This is a genomic window from Neisseria weixii, assembly GCF_002327085.1.
Classification (GTDB): domain Bacteria; phylum Pseudomonadota; class Gammaproteobacteria; order Burkholderiales; family Neisseriaceae; genus Neisseria; species Neisseria weixii.
The window spans coordinates 1,926,315-1,941,890 of the sequence record NZ_CP023429.1; the positions used below are offsets into that span (position 1 = coordinate 1,926,315).

General features: G+C 47.2%; 11 protein-coding genes and 3 pseudogenes. 4 read left to right on the forward strand and 10 right to left on the reverse strand.

Annotated elements, in window-relative coordinates; genetic code table 11:
* Positions 1–8: 8 nt before the first annotated feature.
* Positions 9–1,514, reverse strand: a complete 1,506-nt coding sequence (gene nusA / locus CGZ65_RS09805; protein ID WP_096295678.1) for a transcription termination factor NusA — start codon at positions 1,512–1,514, stop codon at positions 9–11.
* 26 nt (positions 1,515–1,540) lie between these two features.
* Positions 1,541–1,972 carry a ribosome maturation factor RimP gene (gene rimP, locus CGZ65_RS09810; RefSeq protein ID WP_096296166.1) on the reverse strand — a complete coding sequence of 144 codons (432 nt, stop codon included), beginning with the start codon at positions 1,970–1,972 and terminating at the stop codon, positions 1,541–1,543.
* Positions 1,973–2,337: 365 nt separating this feature from the next.
* Here rimP and serC point away from each other — a divergent pair, with 365 nt between their 5' ends.
* Together serC and CGZ65_RS09820 are read left to right on the forward strand one after the other, a co-directional pair.
* On the forward strand, positions 2,338–3,444 hold the full coding sequence (serC, locus tag CGZ65_RS09815) for a phosphoserine transaminase (protein ID WP_096296167.1): 1,107 nt from the start codon (positions 2,338–2,340) through the stop codon (positions 3,442–3,444).
* A 125-nt stretch (positions 3,445–3,569) separates the two neighbouring features.
* Positions 3,570–4,126 (forward strand): annotated as a pseudogene (locus CGZ65_RS09820) (nitroreductase family protein).
* Between the two features lie 290 nt (positions 4,127–4,416).
* Here CGZ65_RS09820 and CGZ65_RS09825 read toward each other — a convergent pair.
* From CGZ65_RS09825 to yajC, 8 genes and pseudogenes are all read right to left on the reverse strand, one after another.
* Entirely contained in the window at positions 4,417–5,298 is an 882-nt protein-coding gene (locus CGZ65_RS09825; protein WP_096295679.1) for a carbohydrate kinase family protein, read from the reverse strand.
* A gap of 2 nt (positions 5,299–5,300) precedes the next feature.
* The gene (locus tag CGZ65_RS09830) at positions 5,301–6,512 is read right to left on the reverse strand and encodes a sugar porter family MFS transporter (RefSeq protein WP_198345274.1); all 1,212 of its coding nucleotides are present in this window, start codon (positions 6,510–6,512) and stop codon (positions 5,301–5,303) included.
* Positions 6,476–6,622, reverse strand: a complete 147-nt coding sequence (locus CGZ65_RS13455; RefSeq protein WP_198345275.1) for a hypothetical protein — start codon at positions 6,620–6,622, stop codon at positions 6,476–6,478. Before CGZ65_RS13455 ends, CGZ65_RS09830 begins: the two co-directional genes overlap by 37 nt.
* Positions 6,623–6,949: 327 nt before the next feature.
* A pseudogene (locus CGZ65_RS09835) lies at positions 6,950–7,599 on the reverse strand (IS1595 family transposase).
* A gap of 243 nt (positions 7,600–7,842) precedes the next feature.
* The gene (locus tag CGZ65_RS09840; RefSeq protein ID WP_096295680.1) at positions 7,843–9,135 is read right to left on the reverse strand and encodes an MFS transporter; all 1,293 of its coding nucleotides are present in this window, start codon (positions 9,133–9,135) and stop codon (positions 7,843–7,845) included.
* A 452-nt stretch (positions 9,136–9,587) separates the two neighbouring features.
* Positions 9,588–10,523 (reverse strand): protein translocase subunit SecF, encoded by a 936-nt coding sequence (secF, locus tag CGZ65_RS09845; protein WP_096295681.1) that lies wholly within the window; start codon positions 10,521–10,523, stop codon positions 9,588–9,590.
* 3 nt (positions 10,524–10,526) lie between these two features.
* Positions 10,527–12,389, reverse strand: a complete 1,863-nt coding sequence (gene secD / locus CGZ65_RS09850; protein WP_096295682.1) for a protein translocase subunit SecD — start codon at positions 12,387–12,389, stop codon at positions 10,527–10,529.
* A 71-nt stretch (positions 12,390–12,460) separates the two neighbouring features.
* Positions 12,461–12,724 carry a preprotein translocase subunit YajC gene (gene yajC, locus CGZ65_RS09855; protein WP_096295683.1) on the reverse strand — a complete coding sequence of 88 codons (264 nt, stop codon included), beginning with the start codon at positions 12,722–12,724 and terminating at the stop codon, positions 12,461–12,463.
* 164 nt (positions 12,725–12,888) lie between these two features.
* Here yajC and CGZ65_RS09860 point away from each other — a divergent pair.
* Positions 12,889–13,934 (forward strand): annotated as a pseudogene (locus CGZ65_RS09860) (histone deacetylase family protein).
* Positions 13,935–14,946: 1,012 nt separating this feature from the next.
* A complete protein-coding gene (locus tag CGZ65_RS09870) occupies positions 14,947–15,471 on the forward strand; it encodes a hypothetical protein (RefSeq protein ID WP_096295685.1) in 525 nt (174 codons plus the stop codon).
* Positions 15,472–15,576 lie beyond the last annotated feature (105 nt).

Genomic DNA, 15,576 nt, shown 5'->3' on the forward strand with positions numbered 1-15,576 from the left:
TTACCCCCTCAGTTACTTTCTTCAGTGAACCAATGTTCGCGCGCAGCCATAATCACGGTTTTGGCTTCGTCTTCGGTTACACCGGTAATTTCAATCAATTCATCCACAGACAATTCGGCCAAATCATCACGCGTGGCGATACTCGCTTGTGCCAGATCGCGCAGCATATCCGAATCCAAACCTTCCAGATTTCGCATCTCTTCCGACACATCGGCCAATTTCTCTTCAGAGGCAATGGCTAAGGTCAAAATCGCGTCGCGGGCGCGGTTGCGCAGAGCTTCAACGATTTCTTCGTCAAAACCTTCGATTTCCAACAACTCGGCCGCAGGCACATAAGCTACTTCCTCCAAAGTTTGGAAACCTTCTTGTACCAAGACATCCGCCGTTTCAGCATCGATGTTCATGTGGCCGATAAACAGTTCGCGAATGGCGGCATCTTCTGCTTCATTGCGCTCGTCTGCTTCTTTAACAGTCATAATATTCAGCTGCCAGCCGGTCAAATCCGAGGCCAAACGCACGTTTTGGCCGCCACGGCCGATAGCCAAGGCCAATTGGTCTTCCGCCACAATCACATCAACAGCGTGTTTATCTTCGTCAATCAAAATACGGCTGACTTCGGCAGGCGACAATGCATTAATCACAAATTGTGCAGTTTCAGACGACCACAACACCACATCGATGCGTTCGCCCGACAACTCATTGCTCACCGCATTCACACGCGAACCGCGTACACCGATACAGGTGCCTTGCGGGTCAATGCGTTGATCGTTGGCTTTTACCGCTACTTTCGCACGTTGCCCCGGATCGCGCGCCACTTCGCGGATTTCCAACAGGCCATCGGCAATTTCAGGCACTTCCTGCTCGTAGAGTTTGACCAAGAATTCGCCCGAAGTACGGCTCAGCACCACCTGCTTACGGCTGGTATTGCCGATTTCTTCCACACGCACAAATAAGGCACGAATGCGGTCGCCGCTGCGGAAGTTTTCACGCGGAATCATTTGGTCGCGCGGAATCAACGCATCCAGTTTGCCCGAAATCACCTCCACGATGATGCCGTGACGCTCGACACGTTTTACCGTACCCATAATGATGTCTTCTTTTTGTTGCAAGAATCCATTCAGGATTTGCTCGCGTTCGGCATCGCGGATGCGTTGCAGAATAATTTGTTTGGCAGTTTGCGCAGCTTGACGGCCGAAACCTTCGTTTTCCAGCTGCTCTTCGTAATATTGACCGATTTGAATATCGGTACCCGGAATTTCTTCTTGAATTTCTTCAATGGTTTTTTCCACATCCGGATAAGTGTAATCTTCGTCGGCCACAATCAACCAACGACGGAAAGTGCGGTATTCGCCGGTATCTCGGTCGATTTCAACACACACATCCATGTGTTCGCGGTTGGCTTTCTTTTTGGCAGCGGTTGACAGCGCAAACTCCAAAGCCTGAAACACCACTTCTGCTTCTACGTTTTTCTCGCTTGCCAAAGCTTCGGCAAGTTGTAACATCTCACGACTCATCTTTAGAATCTCCGTTATGTATATGTTTAAAATTTGAATTCAGGACGCAGACGGGCTTTGTCGATATTGCTGATTTCGATCTCAGCGGTTTTGCCGTCGAAAGCAACGGTCACCACATCTTTTTCACATTTTTCGATGCGGCCGATAAAGTTTTTCTGGCCGTCAATCGGCAGACGGGTTTTGATTTTGGCATTTTCGCCGGCAAAGCGGACAAAATCGGCAGCTTTTTTCAGCGGACGATCCAAGCCCGGGCTGGAAATTTCCAAACGCTTGTAATCCACGTCTTCCACCATGAAAACGCGGCTCAGATGGTTGCTCACCGTAGCGCAATCTTCCACGGTAATGCCTTGCGGCTTATCAATAAACACGCGCAAATCGCCTTGCGCGGCCAGCTCGAAATCCACCAGCTCATAGCCCAAACCGGGCAGGGTTTTATCAAGAATATTTTGAATATCCATGCGACTCCACAGTATAAAAACAAAAAATGGCCCGGCGGCCATTTTTCTATAAATTTGAAAAATTGCCGTATTATAACGCATTTAAAAGCAAAAGAAAAGCATTGATTTCGCTTACCTTTTTTCAGACGGCATAGTCGTATTCTTGCATTTCGCCAAACCTTTTCATATGCATTGATTGTCAACAAAATAATCTTATTGCATTCTCCGACAATCGCACAAAATATTAATAAAATATAGTATAAACAATATTTTAAAATCAATAATAACTTTTCAGACGGCCTCAATGTCCGTTTAAATACTTGCTAAACCTGATGGCAAACCCTAAAATCAAAAGCTCCATCATTCCCTATTGCGAACAACACGTCATGTCTACCCAACCGATTTACAATTTCTCCGCCGGTCCTGCCGTTTTGCCTGAAGCCGTTTTGCGTACCGCCCAGCATGAAATGCTGGATTACAACGGCACCGGCTTTCCCGTGATGGCCATGAGCCACCGCTCCGATATGTTTATGTCGATTCTGCATCACGCCGAACAAGATTTGCGCCAACTATTGAACATTCCCAATAATTATAAAGTGCTTTTTTTACAAGGCGGCGCCACCACGCAATTTAACATGACGGCGATGAATCTGGCGCATGGTTTCAAGAGCATCGATGCTGTCATCACCGGCAACTGGAGCCGCTTGGCCGCCGAGCAAATGCCGCTGTTAGGCAACGCTAAGGTCAATATCGCTGCACACGGCGGTGAATTGTTTGATTACAAAGACCTGCCTGCCGTGGAAGATTGGAACATTTCCAAAGATTCGGCTTTCGTGCATTTCGCCATCAATGAAACCGTCAACGGCTTGCAATATCAAGATGTCCCCAAACTTTCAGACAGCATGCCGCCTTTGGTATGCGATATGTCGAGCGAGATTTTATCGCGCGAATTCAATGTGGCTGACTATGGTTTGATTTATGCCGGTGCACAGAAAAACATCGGCCCGGCCGGTGTGACGGTGGTGATTATCCGCGATGATTTGCTGGACCGCTGCCCGAAAAACATTCCGAGCGTGTTCAACTACCGTACCCACATCGAAAAAGACGGCATGTACAACACACCGTCAACCTACCCGATTTATATGTCGGGCTTGGTGTTCCGTTGGTTGCAAACGCAAGGCGGCGTGCAGGCCATCGAAGCGGTGAACAATCTCAAAGCCAAAACGCTTTATGATGCCATCGACGGCAGCGGCGGCTTTTATATCAATCCGATTGCCGTCAGCGCCCGCTCTAAAATGAATGTGGTGTTCAAAACCGACAGCGCCAAGCTGGATAAATTGTTCGTGCAAGAAGCCGATCTGCGCGGCCTGCGTTTGCTCAAAGGCTACAAAACCGTCGGCGGTATGCGCGCCAGCATTTACAACGCTATGCCGCTGGCCGGTGTTGAAGCCTTGGTCGAATTTATGCAGGATTTCCAACGCCGCTATGGTTGATTAAACCCAAAGTCATAGGCTGTCTGAACATTTTCAGACGGCCTTCTTTTATGATTCGTCCATTCGCTTGAAAAAATATTTTGTGCTATAAAGAACCATCACACATCAAATCACAGGAATTTCTCATGAACGCCCTCGAATTATTAACCACCCGACGCTCGTCTAAAAAATTGGTCGCTCCCGCCCCAATGCCAAGCAATTGGAAATCATGTTGCAAGCTGCGACCCAAGTGCCGGATCATGGCAATATGCGTCCGTTTAAATTTACCGTGATTCAAAGCGAAGCCGGTTTATTCCGTTTTCGTGAACTCTTGCGCCAAACCGTTACCGAATTGAACTTCGGCGAAGAGTCAATGCAAAAAGCAGAAAAAGTCGGGCATATGGCGCCAATGGTCATTGGGGTGACCTTTGCACCGAATCAAAACGTACCGAAACCAAAACCTGAATGGGAACAATTGCTCAGCGCAGCCTGTTCGGCCTACGGCTTGCAATTGGCTGCCACTGCCCAAGGTTTCGATAATGTCTGGATTACTGGTTTGTGGGCCAACAGCCCGCTGTTGCGAAAAGCCTTTGAATGCGGCGAAAAAGACAAAATCATCGGTCTGATTATGGTCGGTACGCCCGATGAGGAAACCGGCGGCGCGAAAAATACCGATTTGGATTCGTTCGTGACGTATTGGTGATTCAATCGAACAAAACCAAATACAAATAAAAGAAAAACCGAGACCTTTGCAAAACCCTAGATTGAAGTGCAGTTCAAAGTCGTAGCAGCAAAGAAAGCAAAAACCTATAAAGATAGGCAAGCTTTCCAGCAGCGCACAACGAAAAAATGTGCCCAAATGGGGATGTTGCAAAGGTTTCTTGATTTGGATTGAATGAAGAGGCAAAGGCCGTCTGAACAATATGAACTGCCCCCAATACTTGGACAAGTTAAGAATATTTTTCAGACGGCCTTTTATGCATGACGGAAGAATTAAGCCGGATTCATAAAAGTTTCGATTTCCTGCAAAGAAATTTCAGGTGTCGCACCATGACGCGAAGCGACTAAAGCACCTAATGCACAAGCAAAAGTTATGGCTTCTTGCGGGTCGGCGTTATTCAGAAGTTTATACGTCAGACCGGCCAAAAAGCTATCGCCCGAGCCGACGGTATCCGCTACTTTGACGCGGAAACCGCTGTGGCGGTAAAGCTGGCCGTCGCGATACAAAGCCGCACCGTGGCTGCCCAACGTCACCACCAAGGTTTCCACGCCGGTAAGCTTGGCGATGTAGGCGATGTTTTGTTCAATCGAATGATAAGGCGAACCATATACTTCAGCTAGTTCGTACAATTCATCGTCATTCAATTTCACCATATCTACTTTTTTCATGGTTGCCAACAAACGGTCAGTATCGTAATGCGGCTTGCGCAGGTTGACATCGAAAATCTTGAATTTGGCTTGCTCCAATAATTGTGCCAAGGTATTGCGGGAAACTTCGTCACGCGTGGCAAGGCTGCCGAAAATAAAGGCATCCGATTCGGCCACACGCTGCAAAGCTTCGGGCTGCACCCGAATACGGTCCCAAGAGCAAGGGTAAACAATTTCGTATGAAGCACTGCCGCTTTTGTCAAGCGATACTTTTACCAAACTGGTGGCTTGGTCAGGACAAATCTGCACAAGGTCGGCATTCACATGCTTACTCAGAATCTGGCGCAATAATTCTTCGCCGTCTTCATCATTGCCACGGCAACTGATGATGCTGGTATCCGCACCCAAGGCCCTCAGCCGCACGACCACATTCAGCGGCGCACCGCCCAATACTTTCCCGCTTGGGAAATCGTCCCACAGCACTTCACCGAAACTGGTTACTTTCATTCTTAATCTTCCTTAATTAACGACTTAGACAATTCTTCCAACGGAACACCTTTGGTTTCCGGCATCATAAACATCACGAACAGCAGTTGTAATACCATCATCAGCGTGAAGCAAACGAATACCCATGCCGCACCGATGCTTGAGAACAAGAACGGAATCGCAGCCGGAATCGCAGCAGCCAATAACCAGTGGGTTGAACTACCCAAAGACTGGCCTTGAGCACGCAAATGACTTGGGAAAATTTCGGAAATAAACACCCAAATCACCGTACCTTGGCCAATCGCGTGGGCGGCGATAAAAAGGAAGAAAAACACCGGCACAGCCATGCCTTTCCAACCCATAAAGAACGCCAGCGATACCAAGCTCAACGAAATGATGTAGCCGAACGAGCAGATATACATCAATTGACGACGGCCGAATTTATCAATCAGCGACAAACCGATAAAGGTAAACAACAAGTTAATCACACCGATGCCCACGCTGCTCAACATCGCGGCGCTTTGCTCCAAACCGGCTATTTCAAAAATACGCGGCGCGTAGTACAAGAAAGCGTTAATGCCCGACATTTGGTTAAAGAAGGCAATCAAAAAGGCCAGAATCACCGGATAGCGGTATTTTTTCAACCACATGCTTTCATGTTTGTGGCCTTCTTCCAGATTGGTTTCCAGCAAACTTTTCACATCAGCATCCGGGTTGATTTTTTTCAACACCGCTTCCGCTTCTTGCAGACGGCCTTTCATCGCCAACCAACGCGGCGACATCGGCACACCAAACACCATCAAAGTATAAATCACGGCAGGAATCACTTCGATACCCAGCATCCAGCGCCAAGTCTGTTCACCCAAATCCATATTGCTGATGATGAAGTTAGACAAATACGCCATTAAAATACCGAATACGATATTGAACTGATACATCGCCACCAAACGGCCGCGTTTTTCGGCCGGCGCAATTTCGGTTACATAAGCCGGCGCGGCAATGGTGGACGCCCCCACACCCAAACCGCCGATAAAGCGGAAAAAAGCAAACAGATAAGGATCCGACACCAGAGCCGAACCCAAAGCGCTGGTTACATATAACACACCAATCACAATCAGTGTTTTCTTACGGCCGAATTTATCAGTCGGAATACCGCCGAACAGCGCACCGATTACCGTACCCCACAAGGCGGACGACATCACCACCAAACCATGGAATAAAGGCGAACTGCCCACAAATCCTGCAATGCTTGGTCGGCACCGGAAATCACCACTGTGTCAAAACCGAACAAAAACCCGGCCAATGCAACGGTCACGGACCAATAAAGAAGTTTGGATTGATTCATAAAAAGAGTCCTCACTCTAAGTATCAAAATGAAAAAAGTATATGTTCGAATACTTTAATTTATAACCGATGTCCGTCTGCATTCAGACGGCCTGCTAATTACTATTTTCGGTTTGAATTCTGTGTGAGAAATGGGGCTTTGGTTCATTTAAATTCATGTTATTGTAAATCTAAAATTTGTAATAAGATTTACATACAAGCTATTATGTTTAAAAAGTTTGAAACTGACAAGCAATCCTTTAAGAATCTGAAATATAAATTTGATACACCGCAAAACCTATGCAAATAAATACTTTAACCACTTAAATTTTGGGGCTGTACTAGACAACTAGAATAAATTCTGCTTTACTAATTGTTTTAAAATAGAACAAGAGACTTTATCTCACTGTGGTTAAAACGCCATTCACATTCCTTTAAATACAGCTTAAAATGCTCTTTGGGAATGCCGTTAAACTTACGTAAGCGGCGTTTTGCCTGATTCCAAAAGTTCTCAATTCCGTTGATGTGATTTTGCCGATCAGCAAAGTGTGTACTGTGATTGATGCGAAAGTGGCTAAACTCACTCACATCAAGTACGTCATAGCTTTTGTAACAATCAGTGTAAACAATACTGTCAGGCTTTACTTGCTCACGTATTACCGGCAATAAAGTGGCAGTTTGTGTATTGGGCACAGCAACGGTGTAAACCTTGCCGTTGCGCTTCAGAAGCCCGAATACAGCGACTTTGCCGGCTGCACCGCGACCACGTTTGCCTTTGCGCTGCCCGCCAAAACAGCTTTCATCAACTTCTACTCCGCCATCAGACATTTCCGGATGCGGGCTGTTATGGAAAATCAGTACGCGCAAACGATGAAAGCAATAGGCTGCCGTGTTTTTATTAACACCGGCTAATTGAGCTGCAGTACGGGCAGTAACACCCGCAATAAACAGTTCAATCAGTTTGTTTTGCTTGTACTGACTTAAACGGCTTCTTCTCATAGGGGTTATTCTAACCTGAAATTAGATTTCCCTAGTTATCTAGTACAGCCCCTAAATTTTTTATTTTTATTTCATATTCCCTCTGCACAATATCCACTTCAAACACAAAAAATGAAATTCAACTACATTTATTAATGTATTGTAAACACTAACCATTCATAAAATATTAAGGCCGTCTGAAAGGTTGATTTCCCGTTTCAGACGACCTGATTCTCAATAATCGAGCATATTTTTTTTAAGCCGCTACACCTTAGGCTTCAAGAAGAACAATGCTACCACCGCCAATATAATCACGGCTGCGGTTGCACCATATAAATCATCTTTCGCCCAACCTGAGTCAAGCAAACCACCGGCCATAATCGGTGCCAAAATCGAACCCAAGCGGCCGATTCCGATGGTTACGCCCACGCCGGTACTGCGGAAATCAGCGGCGTAAAGGGTCGGGTTGATGGTGTAAAGACCGGCAATGCAACCGTTCATCAAGGCGCCCAACAATACGGCAAACACCAGTGCCGCACTCAAGGCACTTGATGACAAGAAGGCGAAAATTGCACCCACTGCCAACACCCCAAAGCTGATCAACACCGTGCGCGCCGCCCAACGGCTGGCCAAGAAGCCGAAAATCAACGAGCCGATTGCACCGCCCACCGAAATCGCCATGCCGACCGACTGGCTTTGCTCTTTTGCCATACCGGCCTGCTCCAACAACGCGGGTGTCCATGAGTTGATAAAATAATACGAAGCCATCACAGTGATAAACGCCAGCCAAATCAACAGCGTGGTCGCCCGGTATTGCGGCTCAAACAAACGCAGAACCGACACTTTGGCCTTCTTCACGCCCTGCTCGACCTCAGAAAATACCCAATCGCCGCTTAAGCCCATTTTGGCTGCAATCTTATCCAAACGCGCTTTGGCATTGGCCGGACGTTTGGTCAGTAGGAAATCCACCGATTCCGGCAACACCACCATCAATAACACTACCGCCAACATGGTCAGCACCGCGCCAACCAAAAATACCGAACGCCAACCGTATTCACCCTGCAGCATCACTGCCGACATACCGCCCAACATCGCCCCGATACCGAAGCCTGACGCATAAATCGCAATCGCCAAACCACGCCATTTTTGGTTGGCATACTCACTCACAATCACATTGGTACACGGCAAAATACCGCCCACACCCAAGCCGGTAACAATACGCCAAAACGCAATCGTTTCCATCGAATGCGAGAAATACGTCATCAGCATACCAATGGCAGACAGCAACGTTGAAAAAATCAGCAGCGGGCGGCGGCCAAAACGGTCAGCCAAAGGCGCCAAAAATACCGAGCCTAAAGTCATGCCCAGCAAACCGGCACTCATCAAAGTACCAATGTGCGCACCATCCAGACCCAGCTCGGTTTGAATACTTTTTGCAGTAAACGCTACCGCCAACACATCAAATCCGTCGAGCATATTTAAAATGAAGGTCAATGCAACCACCATCCATTGAAAACCACTCATCGGGCTTTGGGCAATTTTTTGTCTTAAATCCATGAATAACCTTCTCTTTCAATAAGAACTCGGGCTTTGTTATCATTCGCTATACCACCCGAATACGCCACTATAACGACTTCACTGTGTGCAAGCAAATTCTAAATTTGCGTATATGATATGAATGGAATTCATTGTGAGGCCGTCTGAATATTTCAGACGGCCTTGAAAACGTAAATTCACTTCCCAAATGCCATCTGCTGAGACCTTTGCAAAACCCTAGGTTTGAATGCAGTTCGAAGTTAGAGCAGCACAGAAAGCGCAGATATATCATTAAGGCAGATAAGCTTTCGAGCAGCGCATAACGAAGGAATGTGCTAAAGATAGGGATTTTGCAAAGGCCTCCATTTTTTATATGAATGGAATACCCGTAAAAAAAACACACTGAAAATCAGCGTGTTCTTAATTCAGACCGCCTAGTATGCAAATAAGGCCATCTGAAAACATGATGTTTTTTACACCACCACTTCTTCTTTTTTCTTCGGTGCTTTCGAGATATTTTCGCGATTCAGGCCGAACATCAGCAACAGCGGACTTGCCACCAAAACCGATGAGTAAATACCGAATACGATACCGATGGTTAAAGCTAACGAGAAACCGTGCAAGGCAGCTCCGCCGAAAATCAGCATCGACAGCACCATTGCTTCGGTCGAGCCGTGGGTAATGATGGTACGGCTCATGGTTGCAGTAATCGCATTGTCAATCACTTGCGGCACGCTATGGTTACGCATGGCCGGTTTGCGGAAATTTTCACGGATACGGTCAAAGACCACCACCGATTCGTTTACCGAGTAACCCAACACTGCCAAAATACCGGCCAACACAGTCAATGAAAACTCCCATTGGAACAGCGCAAAGCAGCCGAGAATAATCACAATATCGTGCATATTGGCAATAATCGCCGCCACGGCAAAACGCCATTCGAAACGCATCGACAGGTAAATGATGATGCCGACGATAACTATACCCAACGCCAACAAACCGTTGGTAACCAACTCTTCACCAACCTGAGGGCCGATAAACTCGACTTGGCGCAACGTGACATCAGGATTGTTTTGTTTCAACAAATCCATCACTTGATTCGACAGTTGCGCCGATGACACGCCTTCTTTATTAGGCAGGCGAATCAGGATGTGCTTGTTGGTGCCTAAGGCTTGCACCTGCACCTCACCCAAATTCAACGTATTGAGCTTTTCACGGGTTTGATTGACATCGACACCTTGCTGATACTGCACTTCCATCACGGTACCGCCGGTAAATTCCACCGAGAAATTCAATCCTTTGGTAATCAAGAAAAATACAGCTGCGATAAACGTCGCCAACGAAATAAATGTGGTCAGTTTGCCGTAGCTCATGAATGGAATATCACGTTTGATTCTAAATAATTCCATGTTTTACTCCTTATCCGCCACAGTATTTGAGGCAACCGGCTCCGGCTTCCATACCGAACCGATGGAAATGCTTTGCAGTTTGCGTTTGCGGCCATACCACAAATTCACCAATGCGCGCGACACCACCACAGACGAATACATCGAGGTCAAAATACCCAAACAATGCACCACAGCAAAACCGCGCACCGGCCCCGAACCGAAGATCAGCAAAGCAATACCGGCAATCAACGAAGTTAAGTTGGAATCGACAATGGTCGCCCACGCATGCTGGTAACCCAAATTAATTGCCTGCTGTGGCGGCACGCCGGCGCGTAATTCTTCACGGATACGTTCATTAATCAATACGTTCGAGTCAATAGCCATACCCAAAGTCAAAGCCAAAGCAGCAATACCCGGCAAGGTCAACGTAGCTTGCAAGGCAGACAAGATCGCAATCAAAAACAGGATATTGGTGGTCAATGCGATGGTAGAAAACACCCCCATCAAGCGGTAGTAAATGACCATAAACACAGCGACGGCAGCAAAACCCCACAGTGTCGAATTAAAGCCTTTTTCGATGTTTTCTTTACCTAAAGACGGGCCGATAGTGCGTTCTTCCACAATTTCCATCGGCGCAGCCAGCGAACCGGCGCGCAAAAGCAAAGAAGTATCGTTGGCTTCCGCGCTGCTCATACTGCCGGAAATCTGCACACGACCACCGGTAATGGCAGAGCGGATAACCGGCGCAGTCACCACTTCGGCTTTGCCTTGGTCAATCAACACCATCGCCATGCGTTTGCCGACATTTTGTGAAGTCAGCTCGGCAAAAATAGTACCGCCGGTGCCGTCTAAATTAATGCTCACGGCAGGTGCGCCCATTTCATCAAAGCTTGGTTGTGCGTCGTTGATGTTGTCGCCGGTAAGTTCAACCTGCTTGCTCACCAAAGTGGCTTGCGGTTGCTCGCCCGCGCTATACAGCAATTCGTAACCACTCGGCACATTGCCGTTCAAAGCAGCGGTAATTTGCGCCGGATCGTCTTCCACCATACGCACTTCCAAAGTAGCGGTACGGCCAATAATGTCTTTGGCTTTAGCCGTATCCTGCACACCCGGCAACTGCACCACAATGCGTTCGGCACCGGATTGCTGAATCACCGGTTCGGCTACGCCCAGCTCGTTCACACGGTTGTGCAGCGTGGTGATGTTTTGCTTCACCGCATCAGTGCGGATTTTGGCCACCGCCGCTTCAGACAGGGTCAACACCACATTATTACCTTCCGCCGTCAGCGTGGCTTCCGGTAACAGGTTTTGCAGTTGCGGCAAGGCTTTCTGCACATCCGCCGCATCTTGGAATGGCACAGTCAGGCTACTGTCTGTATGGCGGATGGTGCCAATCCGGATTTTTTGACGGCGCAAATCGCGTCGAATATCGCCTGCGTAACGCTCAAATGTTTTCTGCATGGCCGCCTGCATGTCCACCTGCATGGTGAAATGCACGCCGCCACGCAAGTCCAAGCCCAAGAACATCGGATTGGCATTCATTTTCGCCATCCATTCGGGGCTGTCAGCCAGCAGGTTAAGCGCGGTAATATAGCCTTCTCCCAAGGTATTTTCGATCACATCGCGTGCTTTCAGCTGCGTTTCCGCATCTTTAAAACGCACTTTCAGCGAATTATCGGCGATAAACATACCGTCGGTCGAAATATTGGCCGCCTTCAAAGCAGATTCAACCCTGTTTTGGGTTTGTTCGTTGATGACAATAGATTGTCGGTTGGTCGATACCTGTACCGCAGGCGTTTCACCGAACAAATTGGGCAGTGCGTAAATCACCGCCACAACAATCGTGAACGCAATCAGCAGGTATTTCCATAAAGGGTAACGGTTCATGGGAAACCTTCAGTTTTTCTTAAAGACAAACAGCCGCGCTCACAATGAGGCGGCTTTTGCGGCAATCAATTTTATTCGGCTTTACTGGCGATGGCGTTGCGGTCAACTTCCACTTCCACGCCGCGGCCAATTTCTACGCCGTAAAACTGTTCGCCGACTTTGGTAATACGGCCTTTGAAACCGGCAGCCAAGACGACTTTGTCACCGGCTTTCAATTCAGACAGCATTTGCTGGTGGGCTTTGAATTTCTTTTGTTGCGGGCGCATAATCAGGAAATAAAACACCACCATAATCAAAACCAGCGGTGCAAATTGAGCCAACATGCTTTGTTCCATAGTTTTTCCATTCTATAATCATTGCAATTGAAAAGCAGGACCGAAATTTCAGTTGAGCCAGCCCCGAAATTACGCTATTCTAAAGGCCGTCTGAAAAATTTCCAAGTATTTCCGTACTTATTAACCATATTTATCAGTCAGGCCGTCTGAAAAACACGCAATCCATGAATCCCCTTCTTACACGCCTTATCCAACGTATCCGCACACGCCTGCGCCGTCTCATCGGTAAAAACGCCCGCACAGTCTGGATAAGCCATCCCATATTCACCCAATCCCGACCCGACACCCACCACCCGAGTCACCGCAGCGCATTTCAGCCATCGAAGCCGCACTCAAAGCCGAAAACATCTGGCCCCGCCTGCAAAAAACCGTCGCCCCCGAAATCAACGACAGCCGCTTGGCACTCGTCCATCCGCGCAACTACCTGCGCTTTCTCGAAAGCGTACAGCCGCAGCCCGGAAAAATCTACCGCGTCGACGACGACACCGTCATCAGCCATCAATCCTTAGAAGCCGCACGTTTCGCCGCAGGCGCACTCATCAAAGCCGTCGACATGGTCATCCAAAAAAAAGCCCACCACGCCTTTTGCGCTGCCCGCCCGCCCGGCCACCATGCCCAAAGCAACCGCGCCGGCGGCTTCTGCATCATCAACAACATCGCCGTCGCCGCCATGCACGCCATCGCCGAACACCGCCTGCAACGCATCGCCATCATCGATTTCGACGCCCACCATGCCGACGGCACGCTCGAAATCTTCAAAGATGACCCGCGCATCATGCTGCTCGACAGTTTCGAAGCCGACATTTTCCCTTTTCCCAAAGAAAACATCCCGACAGGCCGTAATCCCCATATCGTCCACACTCCCCTGAAAGCAGGCACCGACAGCCGCCGGTTCCGCACCGTAATCCGCGAACAATGGCTGCCCAAACTCAAACAGTTCAAGCCCGAATTAGTTCTGATTTCCGCCGGATTCGACGGCCATAAACAAGACCAAACCAGCTACCTCAACCTGCATGAAGCCGACTACGCATGGCTGACCCACAAGATCATTCAGACGGCCTCAAGCTGCCCCGGCCGCATCGTCTCCGCACTCGAAGGCGGCTATACCTCCGAATCACTGGGCAAATCCGCCGCCGCCCATATCCGCGTATTGGCCGGCATGAGAAAAGCCGCCTATGTTACGGAATACCAAAAACAGCTGAAACATTGAGAACAGGCCATCTGAAATCACACCAGTAGGTAAGGTTAGCCGCCCACTGCGGCGTAACCGTACAAACACATTAATTCAACCCTGCACGCCGACATGCCGTCTGAAAACCGTTTCAGACGGCATTACCGTTTTCTATGTCTGCCGTGACTGCGTACGGTTACGCCGCTGCGGACGGCTAACCGTACCTACGAGTTCTACGAGTTCTATGCTCGTCATTCCCGTACAGGCGGGAATCCAGACTTATCGGTTTCAGAAATATTAAAAATTTACAGCCGGTTAAAATTCTGGCTTCCTGCCTGCGCGGGAATGACGAATCAAAGCAAGCCGTAAGGGGCACTTGCTGCCCACATCAAATAATTGCGGATTAATGAAACTGACGGTTTGCCATTTTACAGCGGATATAAATACCAATCTTAACACTTGCCGTATAAGCCCGTTCGTTTTGCTTCCCCATTTTTGAAAAACAAAGGCCGTCTGAAAATCCAAGCGGGTTTTCAGACAGCCTCATTTGTATGAAAACGCAAATGTCATTTAAATTATTTTACAAAAATAAACCTGTTTTTCCGTTTGATATACAGAATAATCGATCATCCGATAGTCATTTTATGAAAGATGATTGGATTGTAGAATGCACAGTAGGATGATGTGATGATGACACAGGATTTTAAGGGCAAGTTAGGGTCGGGCAGATATTTCAGACGGCATACTGATGTAAGGGCATAATTGCCCACTTTACGGCAATAATTGATTGTTATAATCCCCATGTTACGATTGCTATACAAATCGATAGCAAGCCGTAGGTATGTCAGCCTCCCCCGGCAGCATAACCGTACGAATGGATGGCGAACCGATACAAGGCCGTCTGAAACGGATTTGGAAAACTGGGAGCAGATAGGGCTGATGGCTTTTATGGAGGTGCGCACGGTTATGCCGTTGGAGGCGGCTGACCGTACCTACGGATTCTATGAGTTCTAAAATATGCTTTTTTAATAACTAGAAAGAAATAAATGAAATGTTTAATAAAATCAGTATAAGAAAAAATTTTCTATTAGCTGTTTTTTTATTCTTTTTAAGTGTGATTTTTGAATTATTTCCTTCATTGGGATATGAGAAAATATATTTAGTACATGAAAAAATTCCTGATGGAGTTTTATATGAAGTTAAAAACCGAGGGGCTCGTGGTTCAATTTCATTTAACTATAATGGGGTTAAATATTTATCATCATGTACTTATTTTTTGGATTCACTATGCTTAAATAGCAAACATGGTCAGGAATTCAAAGGGAAAAGTGTTTATGTTTTGAAAATCGTTGGTACTGATATGATAGCTCACTCAATGGTTACTGAGGGTGAATTTTTATCTGGGGGGCAGACGCTAAAGGTTTTTCCTGTTCCTAGAGAATACATTGAAAAATATGCAAATACAACTATTTACGGTTTTAAAATAAAAAGAGCATTTAGCATTATTGTATTTTCATACTTAATGGTTATGTCTTTTATTTACTTTATTTTTTACAAAAAACAAACTATTAATTAAGGATATTTTAAAAATGGCATCAAAATATTCAGCTTTTATTAGCTATTCATCAGGAAATGCAGGAACTGTAAGTAATTTGGCGGGTCAAGCTATCTCTGTTAACAC

Bases quoted from the DNA above. Each gene is read 5' to 3' on its own strand.
- nusA (WP_096295678.1), bottom strand. From the start codon at position 1,514: ATGAGTCGTGAGATGTTACAACTTGCCGAAGCTTTGGCAAGCGAGAAA.
- rimP (WP_096296166.1), bottom strand. From the start codon at position 1,972: ATGGATATTCAAAATATTCTTGATAAAACCCTGCCCGGTTTGGGCTAT.
- serC (WP_096296167.1), top strand. From the start codon at position 2,338: ATGTCTACCCAACCGATTTACAATTTCTCCGCCGGTCCTGCCGTTTTG.
- CGZ65_RS09825 (WP_096295679.1), bottom strand. From the start codon at position 5,298: ATGAAAGTAACCAGTTTCGGTGAAGTGCTGTGGGACGATTTCCCAAGC.
- CGZ65_RS13455 (WP_198345275.1), bottom strand. From the start codon at position 6,622: ATGAATCAATCCAAACTTCTTTATTGGTCCGTGACCGTTGCATTGGCC.
- CGZ65_RS09840 (WP_096295680.1), bottom strand. From the start codon at position 9,135: ATGGATTTAAGACAAAAAATTGCCCAAAGCCCGATGAGTGGTTTTCAA.
- secF (WP_096295681.1), bottom strand. From the start codon at position 10,523: ATGGAATTATTTAGAATCAAACGTGATATTCCATTCATGAGCTACGGC.
- secD (WP_096295682.1), bottom strand. From the start codon at position 12,389: ATGAACCGTTACCCTTTATGGAAATACCTGCTGATTGCGTTCACGATT.
- yajC (WP_096295683.1), bottom strand. From the start codon at position 12,724: ATGGAACAAAGCATGTTGGCTCAATTTGCACCGCTGGTTTTGATTATG.
- CGZ65_RS09870 (WP_096295685.1), top strand. From the start codon at position 14,947: ATGTTTAATAAAATCAGTATAAGAAAAAATTTTCTATTAGCTGTTTTT.